Origin of the sequence: Acidovorax sp. NO-1 (genome assembly GCF_000238595.1) — a bacterium.
In the GTDB taxonomy this organism is placed as follows: domain Bacteria; phylum Pseudomonadota; class Gammaproteobacteria; order Burkholderiales; family Burkholderiaceae_C; genus Acidovorax.
In genome coordinates, this window is the sequence record NZ_AGTS01000143.1 from 62,583 (window position 1) to 77,473 (window position 14,891).

The 14,891-nt window shown below is 62.6% G+C and carries 12 protein-coding genes; 9 read left to right on the top strand and 3 right to left on the bottom strand.

What is annotated here, in order from left to right:
* Nucleotides 1-11: 11 nt before the first annotated feature.
* Entirely contained in the window at nucleotides 12-2,984 is a 2,973-nt protein-coding gene (locus KYG_RS19985; protein WP_008906742.1) for an EAL domain-containing protein, read from the bottom strand.
* A 180-nt stretch (nucleotides 2,985-3,164) separates the two neighbouring features.
* Here KYG_RS19985 and KYG_RS19990 point away from each other — a divergent pair, with 180 nt between their 5' ends.
* Genes KYG_RS19990 through KYG_RS20010 form a run of 5 tightly spaced genes read left to right on the top strand, consistent with a single transcriptional unit; the run spans nucleotide 3,165 to nucleotide 8,612 of the window.
* Nucleotides 3,165-4,001: a GNAT family N-acetyltransferase gene (locus KYG_RS19990; RefSeq protein ID WP_034695534.1), complete on the top strand. Its 837-nt coding sequence runs from the start codon at nucleotides 3,165-3,167 to the stop codon at nucleotides 3,999-4,001.
* On the top strand, nucleotides 4,001-4,870 hold the full coding sequence (locus KYG_RS19995) for a UDP-2,3-diacylglucosamine diphosphatase (protein ID WP_008906744.1): 870 nt from the start codon (nucleotides 4,001-4,003) through the stop codon (nucleotides 4,868-4,870). Before KYG_RS19990 ends, KYG_RS19995 begins: the two co-directional genes overlap by 1 nt.
* The gene (locus KYG_RS20000; protein WP_008906745.1) at nucleotides 4,867-5,955 is read left to right on the top strand and encodes a glycosyltransferase family 1 protein; all 1,089 of its coding nucleotides are present in this window, start codon (nucleotides 4,867-4,869) and stop codon (nucleotides 5,953-5,955) included. Before KYG_RS19995 ends, KYG_RS20000 begins: the two co-directional genes overlap by 4 nt.
* 39 nt (nucleotides 5,956-5,994) lie before the next feature.
* Nucleotides 5,995-8,151: a polyphosphate kinase 1 gene (gene ppk1 / locus KYG_RS20005; RefSeq protein WP_034695538.1), complete on the top strand. Its 2,157-nt coding sequence runs from the start codon at nucleotides 5,995-5,997 to the stop codon at nucleotides 8,149-8,151.
* Nucleotides 8,151-8,612: a histidine phosphatase family protein gene (locus KYG_RS20010; RefSeq protein WP_008906747.1), complete on the top strand. Its 462-nt coding sequence runs from the start codon at nucleotides 8,151-8,153 to the stop codon at nucleotides 8,610-8,612. The genes ppk1 and KYG_RS20010 overlap by 1 nt, the downstream gene beginning before the upstream one ends.
* Before the next feature lie 39 nt (nucleotides 8,613-8,651).
* Here KYG_RS20010 and KYG_RS20015 read toward each other — a convergent pair whose 3' ends face one another.
* Nucleotides 8,652-9,155 (bottom strand): hypothetical protein, encoded by a 504-nt coding sequence (locus tag KYG_RS20015; protein ID WP_008906748.1) that lies wholly within the window; start codon nucleotides 9,153-9,155, stop codon nucleotides 8,652-8,654.
* 57 nt (nucleotides 9,156-9,212) lie between these two features.
* Nucleotides 9,213-10,691, bottom strand: coding sequence for a Ppx/GppA phosphatase family protein (locus KYG_RS20020; RefSeq protein WP_008906749.1), 1,479 nt, complete (start codon nucleotides 10,689-10,691; stop codon nucleotides 9,213-9,215).
* 265 nt (nucleotides 10,692-10,956) lie between these two features.
* On the opposite strand from KYG_RS20020, the gene pstS reads away from it, so the two are divergent.
* From pstS to pstB, 4 genes are all read left to right on the top strand, one after another.
* Nucleotides 10,957-11,982, top strand: coding sequence for a phosphate ABC transporter substrate-binding protein PstS (gene pstS / locus KYG_RS20025; RefSeq protein ID WP_008906750.1), 1,026 nt, complete (start codon nucleotides 10,957-10,959; stop codon nucleotides 11,980-11,982).
* 80 nt (nucleotides 11,983-12,062) lie between these two features.
* Nucleotides 12,063-13,082 (top strand): phosphate ABC transporter permease subunit PstC, encoded by a 1,020-nt coding sequence (gene pstC / locus KYG_RS20030; RefSeq protein WP_008906751.1) that lies wholly within the window; start codon nucleotides 12,063-12,065, stop codon nucleotides 13,080-13,082.
* Between the two features lie 41 nt (nucleotides 13,083-13,123).
* The gene (pstA, locus tag KYG_RS20035; RefSeq protein WP_008906752.1) at nucleotides 13,124-13,978 is read left to right on the top strand and encodes a phosphate ABC transporter permease PstA; all 855 of its coding nucleotides are present in this window, start codon (nucleotides 13,124-13,126) and stop codon (nucleotides 13,976-13,978) included.
* Between the two features lie 56 nt (nucleotides 13,979-14,034).
* Entirely contained in the window at nucleotides 14,035-14,817 is a 783-nt protein-coding gene (gene pstB, locus KYG_RS20040) for a phosphate ABC transporter ATP-binding protein PstB (protein WP_008906753.1), read from the top strand.
* Nucleotides 14,818-14,891 lie beyond the last annotated feature (74 nt).

Genomic DNA, 14,891 nt, shown 5'->3' on the forward strand with positions numbered 1-14,891 from the left:
GGCGATGGCACTCAGCGTGCCAGGTGGCTTCGCAGGTACGCCTCGAATTCGGCGGGGGGCAGGGGGCGGCTGAACAGGTAGCCTTGCCCCTCGTCGCAACCCTGTTCGCGCAGGAAGGCCAGTTGCCCGTCGGTTTCAACCCCTTCGGCCGTGGTCTGCATGCCCAGCGCCTGGGCCATGCGGATGATGGCGCTCACGATGGCGCGGTCGTTGGCGTCGTCGTCCAGGTCCCGCACAAACGATTGATCGATCTTGAGCTTGTAGATCTGAAACCGCTTGAGGTAGCTGAGTGACGAATACCCGGTGCCGAAGTCATCCATCGACAGGCGCACGCCCCGGTCGTGCAGATCGTCCATCATCGCCAAAGCGGCTGCGGGGTCATCCACGGCAGCCCCTTCGGTCAGTTCCAGCTCCAGCCTGCGAGCAGGAAGCCCTGCCTGTGCAAGGCAGCGGGTCACCATTTCGGGCAGCTGCGGGTGCCTGAACTGCACTGCCGACAGGTTGACAGAGACTGCGCGCAGGGGCAGCTGCTGGTCCAGCCAGCGCTTGGCGTCGTTCACGGCCGTGTGGATGACCCATTCGCCGATGGCCACAATCATCCCGCTGCTCTCGGCCACGGGAATGAACTCCGCTGGTGACACCACTCCCAGCTCGGGGTGGCGCCAGCGCAGCAGTGCCTCCGCACCCACCACCTGGCGCGAGGTCAGCGACACCTGCGGCTGGTAGTGCACTTCGAACTGGTTGCGCTCCAGGGCGCGGCGCAGCGCGTTCTCGATCAGCAGCGCGCGCGCCGTGCGGGCCTCCAGGTCGGCTGTGAAAAAACCGTAGCGGTTGCGCCCGTTCTGTTTGGCGCGATACATGGCGGCATCTGCCCGCTGGTACAGCGTGTCGAACGAGTCTCCGTCTGCCGGATACATGGCAATGCCCACCGACAGCGTGGTCGTGAGTTCATAGGGCTCCACCTGAAACGGCTGGGCCACGGCGGCCAGCAGCCGCGTGGCCATGTCGGCAGCCACTGCCGGGGTGGTGGCGGGAAGGAGCAGCAGAAACTCGTCGCCGCCCAGCCGCGAGACCGTGTCCTGCGGCCGCAACAGAGCCTGGAGCCGCTGCGCCACGGCCACGAGCAGGATGTCGCCGGTGCGGTGGCCGAGCGAGTCGTTGACGTTCTTGAAATGGTCCAGATCCAGAAACAGCATGGCCAGGGTCCCACCGCGGGCCTGCTCTTCTGCAATGTGGCGGTGCGCACGCTCGGCCAGAAGCGCACGGTTGGGCAGATTGGTGAGTGGGTCAAAATGCGCCAGGCGCTGGATGCGGTCCTGCGCCTCACGCTGCACGGTGATGTCGCGGAACAGCGTGATGGAGTGGGTCACGGTACCGTTGCCATCGCGGACGCCGCTGACCGACAGCCACTGGGCATAGGTGGATCCATCCTTGCGGCGGCCCCATGCTTCACCCTCCCAGTCCACGCCTTGCGGGAGCCGGGTGTACACGGTATCGAGGTTCACATCGTGCCCCGCATCTGCCACCGTCAGCAGGCGCACGGATTGCCCCATGGCCTCGCTGTCGGTGTAGCCCGTGATGCGTGTGAAGGCACGGTTGATGCGCACGATGCAGTGGCCTGCATCGGCAATCACGATGGCCTCACTGCTCTGGTCAAATACCTGGGCGGTGAGCAGCAGCTGCTCCTGCGCGCGCTTGCGCTCCGTGATGTCGCGCGACAGCACGATGAACCTTGGTTTGGCTCCGGGCGAGGTCGCCTTGCGCGCTGCAGACAGTTCAAACCATGTGGCACCCTGGCTGGGCAGGTCCAGCATGATCTGCCGTCCCGTGGACCAGCCCAGTGTCCGGGCCTCGTTGAGCACGTCCATGACGGACATCGCAGCGAGCGCGGGCATCACGTCCGCGACGTTGCGCCCCACCAGTGTTTCAGCGGGCGCCAGGAGCAATTCGGGGCGCTGGCTGTGCAAGCTGCAGTAGTTGCCGTCCTGGTCGAGTTCGAACAGGGGGTCCGGAATGGCATCAATGGTGGCACGCAGCTGCTGCTGGGTGGCCTGGATTTCCGACGTCCTCTGCGCCACCTGGAACGCCAGTCCCCGTTCATGCGCCTTCAGCTCGAACAACAGCCTGGCCAGGTACGTCATCATCAACGCGAACATGAGCGCCACTGCGCTGCGCAGAGCCAACACCGCCGGGTCACCCCAGCCTTTGGCGGGAGCCAGGCTCAGGGTCCATTGGCCGTTGGGCAAGGTAAGCGACCGGCCCACCGCGTCCAGGCCCGGTGACGGGGCAGAAGCGGAGATGGTCTGTTCCTCACCGGTGTCTGGCCGGATTCTCCACAGCCGGTAGTGGTATCCCCGCTGCATCAGCTGGGGCAGGCGGGCCGCATCCAGCGCTTCCGCCAGCCGGATCGTCACATAGGTAAAACCCCAGAAACTGGTTTGCCCCTGGCTGTCTTCTAGATACACGGGCTGCCGACCCACCACCCCCAGGCCGCCTTGTACCAGCTCCACCGGGCCGGCCAGGGTCAATCGCCCCGACTCCCGGGCGCGGGCCGCTTCAGGGCCCTGGCGCGGGTCATTGAGTTGATCGAACCCCAGTAGGCTTTCATTGCCCTGGCGGGGCACCACCTGCCGCACCACCCCATCGGGCGATAGCCCCATGGCAGCGATGCCCGGATAGAACGGCAGCATCTGCGTGCCGATTTCTTCAAACTGCGTGACCTGTCCGTTGCCCTGGCGGACCAACGCCACCAGGGCGTTGTTGGCCGACAGAGACAGCTCGATGGCGCGTTGCAGGGCCTGCACATGGTCACCAGCCAGGTCGGCCACCTGCGTGCGCTGCTGGGCACGCTCCTGGCGCTCCAGCGCCCACACCACGAGGCCCGCGCACAGTGCGGCCAGCACAAACACCAGCAGCGGTCCCGCCACTGGGGTTCGAGGGTTGGGGGGCGTGTGGTTTTGCACGTCTGGATGTCCTTCGCCCATTATGCAGACGGCACGCCTGGCTGCATTGGGGCTTGCACAGGGGCAAATGTCACTGGATTGACACCAGACCGACATGGTGTGGTCACGGGCCAATTTCACACTGCGGGCCAGGGTAAGCGGGTTGCGGCTCATCAAGGGGCCACCCGGTGAGCCCGTCCTCACACAAGGAAACCTTGCACCATGAATGAACTGCCCGCGTTGACGCTACCCCCGACGGCTGAAGTTGCTACCCCGGGGGCCATCCCCGGAGCAGGCGGGTTGGCCGGGGCCAAGCGCCCGGTTCCGGAGCGTGGCGCCATTGAAGTGCGCTGGGCTCGCCATGAAGACGAGGTGCGACAGGCGCAAAAGCTGCGATTCGACGTGTTTGCAGGGGAAATGGGCGCTCGATTGACGACCCCCATCCCTGGTCATGACGTGGATCTTTTTGACGACTACTGCGAACACCTGCTTGTGCGCGATGCCGTGAGCCAGCAAGTCATTGGGACTTACCGGGTGCTCACACCGGCACAGGCCCGGCGCGTCGGCGGCACGTACAGCGACACGGAGTTTGACCTCACGCGCTTGCGTTCGCTGCGGCCGCGCATGGTGGAGCTGGGCCGCAGCTGTGTGCATCCTGAGCATCGCCATGGCGGCGTGATCATGGCGCTGTGGAGTGCACTGGCCGACTTCATGGTTCGCAACCAGCTCGACACCATGATCGGCTGCGCGAGCATCCCGATGTTGCACAACGGTGTTGTCAGTGGCAACGCTGCTGCCAGCATCTGGCATCAGGTGCGCAAAACGCACCTGGCACCCATCGAACACCATGTGCTGCCCCGTCTGCCACTGCCGATAGACCAGCTTGACGGATCCGTGCCGGTGGAGCCGCCGGCCCTGATCAAAGGCTACCTGCGCCTGGGCGCGCGGGTGCTGGGCGCTCCGGCCTGGGACCCCGATTTCAACACGGCCGACCTGCCCATGCTGATGCGGCTGGCTGATCTGCATCCGCGCTATCGTCGCCACTTTCTGGGTGCCTGATGCGAACCGCGTTCGACGCTCTGGGCCCCTGGATGGATCATTCCAGGGGCACCACAGACGGGGGCGAGGACGCAGCTGCCTTTGAACTCGGTCGGCAGCGATACCGGGCCGTATTCATCTCGGACCTGCACCTTGGCACTCCAGGGTGCCAGGCCAATGCTTTGCTGGACTTTCTCAGGCACCACCCGAGCGAGTACCTCTACCTGGTCGGGGACATCGTCGATGGCTGGCAGCTGCGCCGCAGGTGGTTTTGGCCACAAGCCCACAACGATGTGGTTCAAAAACTGCTGCGACGTGCGCGCAAGGGATGCCGGGTGGTTTTTGTACCCGGCAACCACGATGAGTTTGCGAGGGCCTTTGTGGGCCATTCCTTTGGGGGGATAGAGGTGCGGCAGGATGCAGTCCACACCACCGCCGATGGTCGCAACCTTTGGGTGACCCATGGAGATCATTTTGACGGTGTCATCCAGTGTGCAAAGTGGCTGGCGTACGTGGGGGACAACCTCTATGAGTTCACGCTCAAGCTCAACCGGCATCTCAATACCCTGCGTGCCCGCATCGGGTTGCCCTACTGGTCGCTGTCAGCGTACCTGAAGGGCAAGGTGAAGACGGCCCTCAACTATGTGACCGACTTTGAAGTAGCTGTGGCCGCCGAGGCGCGACGCAGAGGGCATGACGGCGTTGTATGCGGCCACATACACCGCGCAGAGATGCGAGACATCGCAGGGACGCTGTATTGCAACGACGGCGACTGGGTGGAAAGCCACACGGCGTTGGTCGAACATCTGGACGGCAGGCTAGAACTGCTGCAATGGCGAGGATCTGCCCGGGCCGAGGCCGCGCGTGCACTCACGGTCGAATCGCCATGAGAATCGCGCTGATTACCGATGCATGGCACCCGCAGGTCAATGGTGTCGTCACCACCCTCGTGGAGCTGGTGCAGGAGCTGGAGAATGCGGGCCATGACGTGCAGGTGCTGCACCCTGGCCTGTTTGACACTCGGCCGTGTCCTGGCTATTCCGGTATCGACCTGGCGGTGCGACCTTCAGCACGTGTCGCAAAAATGCTCACAGCGATGGAGCCGGACGCCATTCACCTGGCCACCGAAGGACCGCTCGGCTGGGCTGCGCGCCGCCACTGCCTGCGCAGGGGGCTGGCGTTTACTACCGCTTTCCATACAAGATTCCCTGAGATTCTGAACGCCGCCCTGCGCATGCCGCTTGGATGGGGATACGCGCTTTTCAGGCATTTCCATCGCCCGTCTTCCGGGGTCATGGTGCCCACCCGGGGTGTTCTGGAGATGCTGGAGCGGCGCGGATTTCGCAATCTTCGCCTGTGGAGCCATGGTGTCGACACACGCGCCTTTGCTTTCCACGGAGCTCCGACGCCGAATGCAATGACCGGTGCGCTGGCGCATCCCGTTTGCCTGTATGTCGGGCGGGTTTCCTACGAAAAAAACATCGAGGCTTTTCTGGAACTCGAGATGCCGGGGTCCAAGGTGGTGTGCGGCGTGGGGCCGCTGGAAGCGCGCCTAAAAGCGCGGTTCCCACAGGTACGCTGGCTGGGGATTCTGGACAGGGCCGAACTGGCGCAGGTGTATGCAGCGGCGGATGTATTTGTGTTTCCGAGCCGCTCCGAGACCTTCGGTCTGGTGATGCTTGAGGCCATGGCGTGCGGTACCCCTGTGGCGGCGTTTCCGGTGGACGGGCCTTTGCAGGTGCTGGGTGCAGACAGCGGCGCACCACCAAAGGGCGGGGCACTGGCCAGCGACCTGCTCACGGCGACGCAAGCTGCGCTGGCGATACCGCGGTCGCAAGCCAGGGCGCGCGCTCTGGATTTCACATGGGCACAGGCCGCACGGTTGTTCGAACAGTATCTGGTACCCGCACGACCACCCGTTGATGTCCCTGTGACAGTCACAAAGACTGTCACAACTTTGTCATCTGGGCGTTAAATACTGGGAGCCGTCCTGCACCAGCCCTGTTTGAGATCCATGTCGTCCTTGCATATTGATGGTTCTGCCAGCCCCGTTCCGTTGGAAGAGGGTGACGCGAGCGCCGTAGAGGCCCGGAGTTCAGGCGGGGCGCTGCAGTTTCTTGACAGGGATCACAGCATTCTGGCCTTCAATGAACGGGTGTTTGACTGGGCCGTTCGCGAGGATGTCCCCTTGCTCGAGCGGTTACGCTTCTTGTGCATCGTGTCGTCGAACCTCGACGAGTTTTTTGAAGTCCGCGCAGCACCCCACATTACTGCGGCACAAAAAGGTGAAACCAAAGGGGTGTATTCCACCGCTTCCTTCGAGGCGGTAGCTGCCAAGGTGCACAGCCTGGTTGCGCGGCAATACACGCTTTACAACGAATCGCTGGTGCCGGCGTTCGCTGCGCACGGAATCCGGATCGTGGGGTACGGGGAGCGCTCCGCTGCCCAGACCCGCTGGGTCCATGATTACTTTGTCAACGAGGTTCGGCCGCTGCTGATTCCGGTGGGGCTGGACCCGGCGCACCCGTTTCCCCAGGTAGCCAACAAGTCGCTCAACTTCATTGTGCGGTTGAAGGGCCACGATGCTTTTGGCCGCGAGAACGAGATTGCCATTGTCAAAGTGCCTCGCGCATTGCCGAGGCTCGTCCGCATGCCGGCGCGTGTGGCGCCGGGCGAGGCATTGTTCGTAAGCCTTTCAAGCATAGTCCGGGCGCATCTGGAAGACCTCTTCCCGGGGCGCGAGGTGACCGAGTTTTCGCAATTCCGCGTAACCCGCCATTCCGATCTTGCGCTGGACGAAGAAGATGTTCGCAATCTGCGCACCGCACTGCGGCAAGGCCTGCAGCACCGGCACTACGGGCAGGCAGTGCGGTTGGAGGTGTCCTCGGGGTGTTCACAGTTTCTTTCGGATTTTCTGCTGGCCCAGTTCGGACTGCCGTCCGCTGCGCTGTACCGCGTGCAGGGGCCGGTGAACCTGGTGCGCCTGACGCAGCTGGTGGATCTGGTGGATGCGCCCGAGCTGCTGTTTCCTCCGTGGAGTTCGGCATGGCCGCGGCAATTGCAGTCGGGCGTTTCCATCATGGAACAGCTGCGCAGGCGCGACGTGGTCATTCACCAGCCATTTGAGAGCTTCGACGGCTTGCTCGCTTTCCTGCGGGAAGCCGTCAACGATCCGGATGTGCTCGTGATCAAGCAGACCATCTACCGGACCGGTGCCGATTCAGAACTCATGGATCTGCTTTCCGAAGCCGTGCGTCGTGGCAAGGAGGTGATGGCGGTTGTTGAACTCAAGGCACGCTTTGATGAAGAAGCCAACATCAACTGGGCTGAAGCGCTGGAGTCGATCGGAGCCCAGGTGGTCTATGGCGTTGTAGGCCTCAAGACCCATGCCAAGATGCTGCTGGTGACGCGCCGCGAGGGGCGAAAGCTGCGGCGTTATGGGCACCTGTCGACCGGCAACTACAACGTGCGCACCGCAAGGCTCTATACCGACCTGAGCTACCTCACGGCGGATGCGGAAACCACTGCCGATATGGACGGCGTGTTCAATCACCTGGCAAGCCAGAACCGTCCACCCAAGCTGCGCAAACTGATGCTGGCCCCTTTTCACCTGCATCGGCGCATGCTGGAGAAGATTGAACAGGTCGGTCTGGCAGCGAGCCGGGGCGAGGACGCGCGGATCGTTGCCAAGATGAACGCCCTGACCGATGAGGGTCTCATGCGTGCCCTGGTGCTGGCCGGCCAGCGCGGTGCGCGTATTGACCTCATTGTGCGCGGCGCCTGCATGCTGCCAGCCAACGTTCCGGGCATGACCGACAACATCAGCGTGCGCTCGGTGATAGGCCGGTTTCTGGAACACACGCGGGTTTTCTATTTCCGCAGCGGCTCGGAGGAAGACCTTTATCTGTCCAGTGCGGACTGGATGAACCGCAACATGATGCGGCGTGTCGAACTGGCCTGGCCGGTGACCGACCGGTTGCTGCGGCAGCAGATTGTGGATGAGTGTCTGGTCGCGTATCTGCATGACGACCGGGATGCATGGACGCTCGGCGCGGACGGCTCTTACACACGCGCCCCCCGGCCGAAGGATGGGTTGGGTGCCCAGAATGCTCTCATGGTGCGATATGGGCCCCTGCCGTCTGCGGTCCATGGCAGCGAGGTTGTGGCGTGATGGATCTCATCCTGTGGCGGCACGCAGAGGCAGAGGATGTCGAGGACGGAAGCGAGGATCTTGCGCGTGCTTTGACACCAAGGGGTGAAAAGCAGGCCGCACGCATGGCTGCCTGGCTGGACAGACAGCTGCCGGAAGGGTTGCGTGTGCTTGCAAGCCCCTCCCGGCGTACCGAGCAGACCGCACGCGCCCTGGGGCGCAAATTCAAGATGCGCGCCGAGCTGTTGCCCGGGGGCTCGCCGCAGGACCTTCTCGAACTTGCGCAGTGGCCGCGCGCCAAAGGGGCCGTGCTGGTTGTGGGACACCAGCCAATGCTGGGTCAAACGATTGCTCAGCTAATGGGGTTGCAGGCGTCTGACTGCGCCGTGCGCAAGGGGGCTGTCTGGTGGCTGAGGCAAAGGCAACGCCTGGATCAAAGCCAGACCGTGCTTGTGACAGTCCAGTCGCCAGAGCTGCTGTGACGCCTGTTGCTGGCAAAAGCCGGTTCAGCCACGGCAGGATTACTTGCGGGACGCTTTTGTCCTGCTCTTCGCCGCAGCCGCCGGAGCAGCGCTGACTGCTACCGCCTTGGGGCGCCCCGTCTTGATGGAGGGCACTGCCTGGACCGCACTGCGCAGCGCGGCATCGGACATTGCGGCAAGTACCTTGAGACCTGCGCGCAACAGTTCGCTTTTCTTCACCGGATGTGCGAGCGCCGCCGAGCGCTGCTTCAGCGTTTCAACTACTGCGTATTCGTCTTTGGGGATGGTGAAACTGTCGCGCACCAGCTTCGGTTTCTTGAACTTGCTATCTCGGGTTTCTTCTGGCTCACGCGGTTTGGCCGTGGGGGCCGGGGGCTTGGCCGCGGCGGGCTTTGGGCTGGTTTTCGCAACTGTCCGCGGTTTGGAGTCTGCTTTGCTGGGCCGCTTGCCGGAATCTGCGGGTGCTGCTTTGGCAGCCTTCGCTGCTGCAGCGACATCGGAAAGCGGCGAGTTGCCTGCAGACGGGGTGGTGGTGGGTGTCATGGCGTGAAGGGTGATGAATAAACGGTGTAAACAGTTTATATAGTTTATTGTTTTACTTCAAGGAAGATCAACCACCAGCTCCCAGGGAGTCTTTTGCCAGGCTTGCACTTCTTCGTGGAGGAGGTGGGCCGACTGTGGGAATGCTGCGGACCATCCGGGGCGGGCGGCAAGTAGGAACCGGTTGCGATCGGTGCGCAGAGACAGTCCCGCCGTGTCCGGATCCCGGCGGGCGTGGCACAGGGCCACGGCGATCCGCATGCAAACCAGTTGCAGCGCGAAAATGGAGTCCTGCAGGTCAGCGTCAATTTTTCGCACTTTGCCACGTTGTCCCTGCACCAGCACCCCCAGGCGATGAAGTTCGGGAACGGCAAAGCCCGCTGCATCCGTGTTGTCGAGGATGTAGGCGCCATGGCGGTGGTAGTCGCTGTGGGAGATGCGGCAGCCGATTTCATGAAGCCTTGCCGCCCATTCCAGCTTTCGCGCAGCGCGCTCGCAGCCTGCCGGCGCTGCCTGGGAGAAAAGGGCGCAAGCCGTGTGTGCGACCCGCTCGGCGTGTTCCATATCGACCGCAAACCGGTGCATGAGGCCGTTGACGGTAGCCGTTCGCAGGTCGGTTCCAGGTTGTTCACGATCGAGCAGGTCGTAGAGGGCGCCCTGGCGAAGGGCACCTTGAGCCACATGCATTTGCTGGATATCGAGCAGATCAAACACGGCGCGCAACACGCTGATGCCGCCGCCGATCACTGGCCGCCTTTCTTCCTTGAGCCCTTCCAGACGCACGCGATCCGCAGTTTGGGCGCGCAGCAGGCGATCTTGCAGCCACTGCAGCCCTTCACGGGTGATGACGCCGGGCGCTCCGCCTGCCGCTTGCAAAATGTCACCAACAGCTCCTGCAGTGCCGGAGGAACCATAGGCGATTTCCCAGGCGTCCCGGCGGAAGGTCCCCAGTGCTTCATCCAGTACCGCCTTTGCGGCGATTTCTGCCGTGGCAAACGCCTGCGGAGTGAACTCACCCCTGGCAAAGTAGCGCTGCGACCATGCGACGCTGCCCACCCGGTACGACGCCACTGCGTGGGGCGTGAATTGGTGACCCAGGATGAGCTCGGTAGAACGTCCGCCGATGTCTACCACCAGCCTGCGCTCGTCGGACTGGGGAAGCAGTCGTGCGACTCCCTGGTAAATCAGCCGAGCCTCTTCGGGGCCGGAAACCACGTCAATGGGGTAGCCCAGAACTTCGCTGCCACGTGACAGGAACTCCTCCCGGTTGCGCGCTTCACGCAGAGTCTGGGTGGCCACTGCGCGCACCTGTGCGCGGGGAAAGCCTGCCAGACGTTCGCCAAACCGGGCCAGGCACGCCCAGCCGCGCTCCATGGCTTCCTTGCTCAGATTGCGCTCTTCATCCAGTCCACTGCCTTGGCGAACGGTCTCCTTGAGGTATTCAACCCGCTGGATGTGTCCGAATTCATAGCGCCCGATTTCCAGGCGAAAACTGTTGGAGCCGAGGTCGACTGCGGCGAGACGGGTGCCGTTGTGCATGTGTCAGGGGGTGATAGCTTGTGGGGCATGGTAACGCGGTCGAGGGTGCTGCGCCCCGGCGCACACGGCTGCACCGCGTGCAGGCCACCAACTTCCTGAAATCCTGTGAGTTTCCGAAGCTTTCATGACAGTGCAGTGACGGTGTCACCGGGGTGCAGGCCGCCAGTTTTGGTGCAGTTGCCCAGAAATGTGGTTGTCACTGAATTGTCATTTTGGGTCTCTACAGTTCCCCCTGTTCCTGTTAACCCTAGCCGAAAGGTATCGAATGAAACGCACATTTCTCAAAACCGTCGCTGTAACGCTGGCCACGATGGCGGTCGGTAGCGCTGCCTTTGCGGCAGACATCACGGGCGCTGGCGCCACCTTCCCCTTCCCGATGTATGCCAAGTGGGCGGAAGCGTACAAGAAGGAAACCGGCACCGGCCTGAATTACCAGTCCATTGGCTCTTCGGGCGGCATTCGCCAGATCCGTGCCAAGACTGTGGCTTTCGGCGCCTCCGATGCTCCTGTTTCCGGTGCGGATCTGGACAAGGATGGCATGGTGCAGTTTCCCGCCATCATCGGCGGTACGGTGCCTGTGATCAACGTCGAGGGTTTCAAACCCGGCGAACTGCGTGTAACCGGCCCTGTGCTGGCCGAAATGTTCATGGGGAAGATCAGCAAATGGAATGATCCCAAGCTCGCGGCTTTGAACCCCGGCAAGACACTGCCCGACCAGAACATCACCGTGGTGCACCGCGCAGACGGCTCGGGCACCACCTTCAACTGGACGGACTATCTGTCCGCCGTGAGCAAGGAATGGGCGGACACCGTGGGCAAGGGTGCTGCCGTGAAGTGGCCTGCCGCCTCCTCGGTGGGTGGCAAGGGTAACGAAGGTGTGGCCGCCAACGTGACGCGGGTGAAGGGCGCCATCGGGTATGTCGAGTACGCCTACGTCAAGAAGAACAACATGAACTTCCTGCAGCTGCAAAACGCAGACGGCAAGTATGTCAGCCCTGACGACAAGTCTTTCGCAGCCGCAGCAGCGGGTGCCGACTGGTTCAGCGTTCCTGGCATGGGCATCTCGATGGTCAACGCCAAGGGCGCAGAGAGCTGGCCTGTGAGCACGGCTTCGTTCATCCTCATGTACAAGGACCCTGCGGACAAGGCCCAGTCGGCCGAAGTGCTGAAGTTCTTTGACTGGGCATTCAAGAACGGCAAGGCCATGGCCGCCGAGCTCGACTATGTGCCGCTGCCTGACACCCTGACCGCCGAGATCCGCTCCAAAGTCTGGTCGCAGATCAAGAAGTAAGCAGTCTGCCCCAGAATACCCCCCATCGGCCGGCTGGTCTGGCCGATGGGTGCTGGTTTGTGGGGGTCTCCAGAAGCCAGATGGGAGTCAACATGAGCGTGGGAACCACCATGAGTTCGCAAACCGGGTCCGTCAAGAAGACAGACGCCCCTACCGAGTCGATGGTATCGATTGCAAGGCGGCAGCGCCTGCAGGACATCTTTTTTCATCGGCTCACCCAAAGTCTCTCGCTGTTGGTCCTGGCGGCGCTTCTGGGAATCATCGTCTCGCTTTTCATCTACGCCTGGCCGACCTTCCACAAGTTCGGTGTCCAGTTCATCTGGCGCGTTGAATGGGACATCATCAATGAAGAATTCGGTGCCGCGATTGCCATCGTCGGCACCTTGGCCAGTGCCGGCATTGCGCTGCTGATTGCGGTGCCGCTGGCATTTGGCATTGCCCTGTTTCTGACAGAAACCTGCCCGGTCTGGTTGCGTCGGCCCCTGGGTACGGCGGTGGAGCTGCTGGCGGCCGTCCCTTCGATCATCTACGGCATGTTTGGCCTTTTTGTGTTCGCGCCGCTGTTTGCCGACTATTTCCAGATGCCTGTGCAGAAGCTGCTGGGCTCGATGCCGCTGGTGGGTTTTATGTTTGGCGGCAGCACGAACGGGTTCGGCATCCTCGCGGCGGGCGTGGTGCTCGCATTCATGGTGCTGCCGTTTGTGGCGGCTGTGATGCGGGACGTATTTGAAATCGTCCCGCCCATCCTGCGCGAGTCGGCCTACGGGCTGGGCTGCACGACCTGGGAGGTGGTGCGCCGCGTGGTGCTGCCCTACACGCAAAAAGGCGTGATCGGCGGAATCATGCTGGGCCTGGGCCGCGCCCTGGGCGAGACCATGGCTGTGACCTTTGTGATCGGCAACGCCAACCGCATGCCGACATCGCTTTTCTCGCCCGGAACCTCGATCGCCTCGACGCTGGCCAACGAGTTTGGCGAAGCCGCCGACTTCCACCTCTCCACGCTGTTCGCGTTGGGCTTCCTGCTGTTCGTGATCACCTTCGTGGTGCTGTCAGCGGCCAAGATCTTGATGCTGCGTGCTGAAAAGGCCAAGGGCCTGTAAGCCCGTGCGGCCGACCATGAACCTCTTTTGAGACCAGCTCCATGGAATTCAACCAAGAACTCTACAAAAAACGCCAGCGCTCCAACGCCATTGGCCTCACCCTCTCCCTGGGGGCGATGGTGCTGGGCCTGTTCGTGCTGCTCTGGATCCTGAGCGTTTTGCTGTCCAACGGCTTTGCCGCTCTGGACTGGAACATGTTCACCCAGTCCACGCCCGCACCAGGCTCCGAAGGCGGTGGCCTGGCCAACGCCATTGTGGGCAGCCTGATGATGGTGGGCTTTACCGTGCTGGTGTCTACACCGATCGGTGTGCTGGCCGGCGTGTACCTGGCGGAATACGGTGACCAGAGCAAGACGGCCGAGCTCACCCGCTTCGTGACCGACATCATGCTGTCAGCGCCTTCCATCGTGCTGGGCCTGTTTGTCTATGCCATTGCGGTGGCTACGGTAGGCAATTTTTCGGGCTGGGCCGGTAGCCTGGCCCTGTCGCTGATTGCCGTGCCGGTGGTGGTGCGTACCACCGAGAACATGCTGCGCCTGGTGCCCGGCAGCCTGCGTGAAGCTGCCTTTGCCTTGGGCGCGCCGCGCTGGAAGGTGTCCACCATGGTCACGCTGCGGGCTGCGCGCAGTGGCGTGATGACCGGCCTGCTGCTGGCCGTGGCCCGCATCAGTGGCGAGACGGCGCCGCTGTTGTTCACGGCGCTCAACAACCAGTTCTTCAGCACCAACATGAACGCCCCCATGGCCAACCTGCCGGTGGTGATCTTCCAGTTTGCGCTGAGCCCCTACGAAAACTGGGTGCGCCTGGCCTGGGGCGGGGCGTTGCTCATCACGTTGTCGGTGCTGGTGCTCAACATCGTTGCGCGGGTGTTCCTGCGTGAAAAGAGCCGCGCCTGAGTGGGCGGCCCACCCAGCAGACACACCCAGACAGCCTCCATTTTCAGGATTTGACAATGAACGCCACCGCTACCCTCACCCCCAGCAAGAACGCGCTGGAACTGCGCAACCTGAGCTTTTTCTACGGCAAGTTTCAGGGCCTGCGCAACGTGAGCCTCAACATTGCCGAGCACAAGGTCACCGCTTTCATCGGGCCCTCGGGCTGCGGCAAGTCCACGCTGCTGCGCACGCTCAACCGCATGTACAGCCTGTACCCCGGCCAGCGTGCAGAAGGCACCATCAACTTCTACGGCCAGGACATTCTGGACCCCAAGCAGGACATCAACCTGCTGCGCGCGCGCATCGGCATGGTGTTCCAGAAGCCCACGCCGTTTCCCATGTCCATCTACGACAACATTGCCTTCGGCGTGAAGCTCTACGAGAGCCTGAGCAAAAGCGAAATGGACGACCGCGTGGAGTGGGCGCTGTCCAAGGCCGCCTTGTGGAATGAAGTGAAGGACAAGCTGCACCAGAGTGGCCTGTCGCTGTCGGGCGGCCAGCAGCAGCGCCTGTGCATCGCGCGCAGCGTGGCCGTCAAGCCTTCGGTGCTGCTGCTGGACGAGCCCACCTCGGCGCTGGACCCGCTGTCCACTGCCAAGATCGAAGAGCTGATCGACGAGCTCAAGCACGACTACACCATCGCCATCGTGACGCACAACATGCAGCAGGCCGCGCGCTGCAGCGACTACACGGCCTACATGTACCTGGGCGAAATGATCGAGTTCGGCGCCACCGAGCAGATCTTCTTCAAGCCCGAGCGCAAGGAAACCGAGGACTACATCACAGGCCGTTTCGGCTGATGGATGTTTGCTACTATATTTATAGCTACTGGCGCTTGATGGATAAGCGCTGGAGCCATATTTGATTCATAACC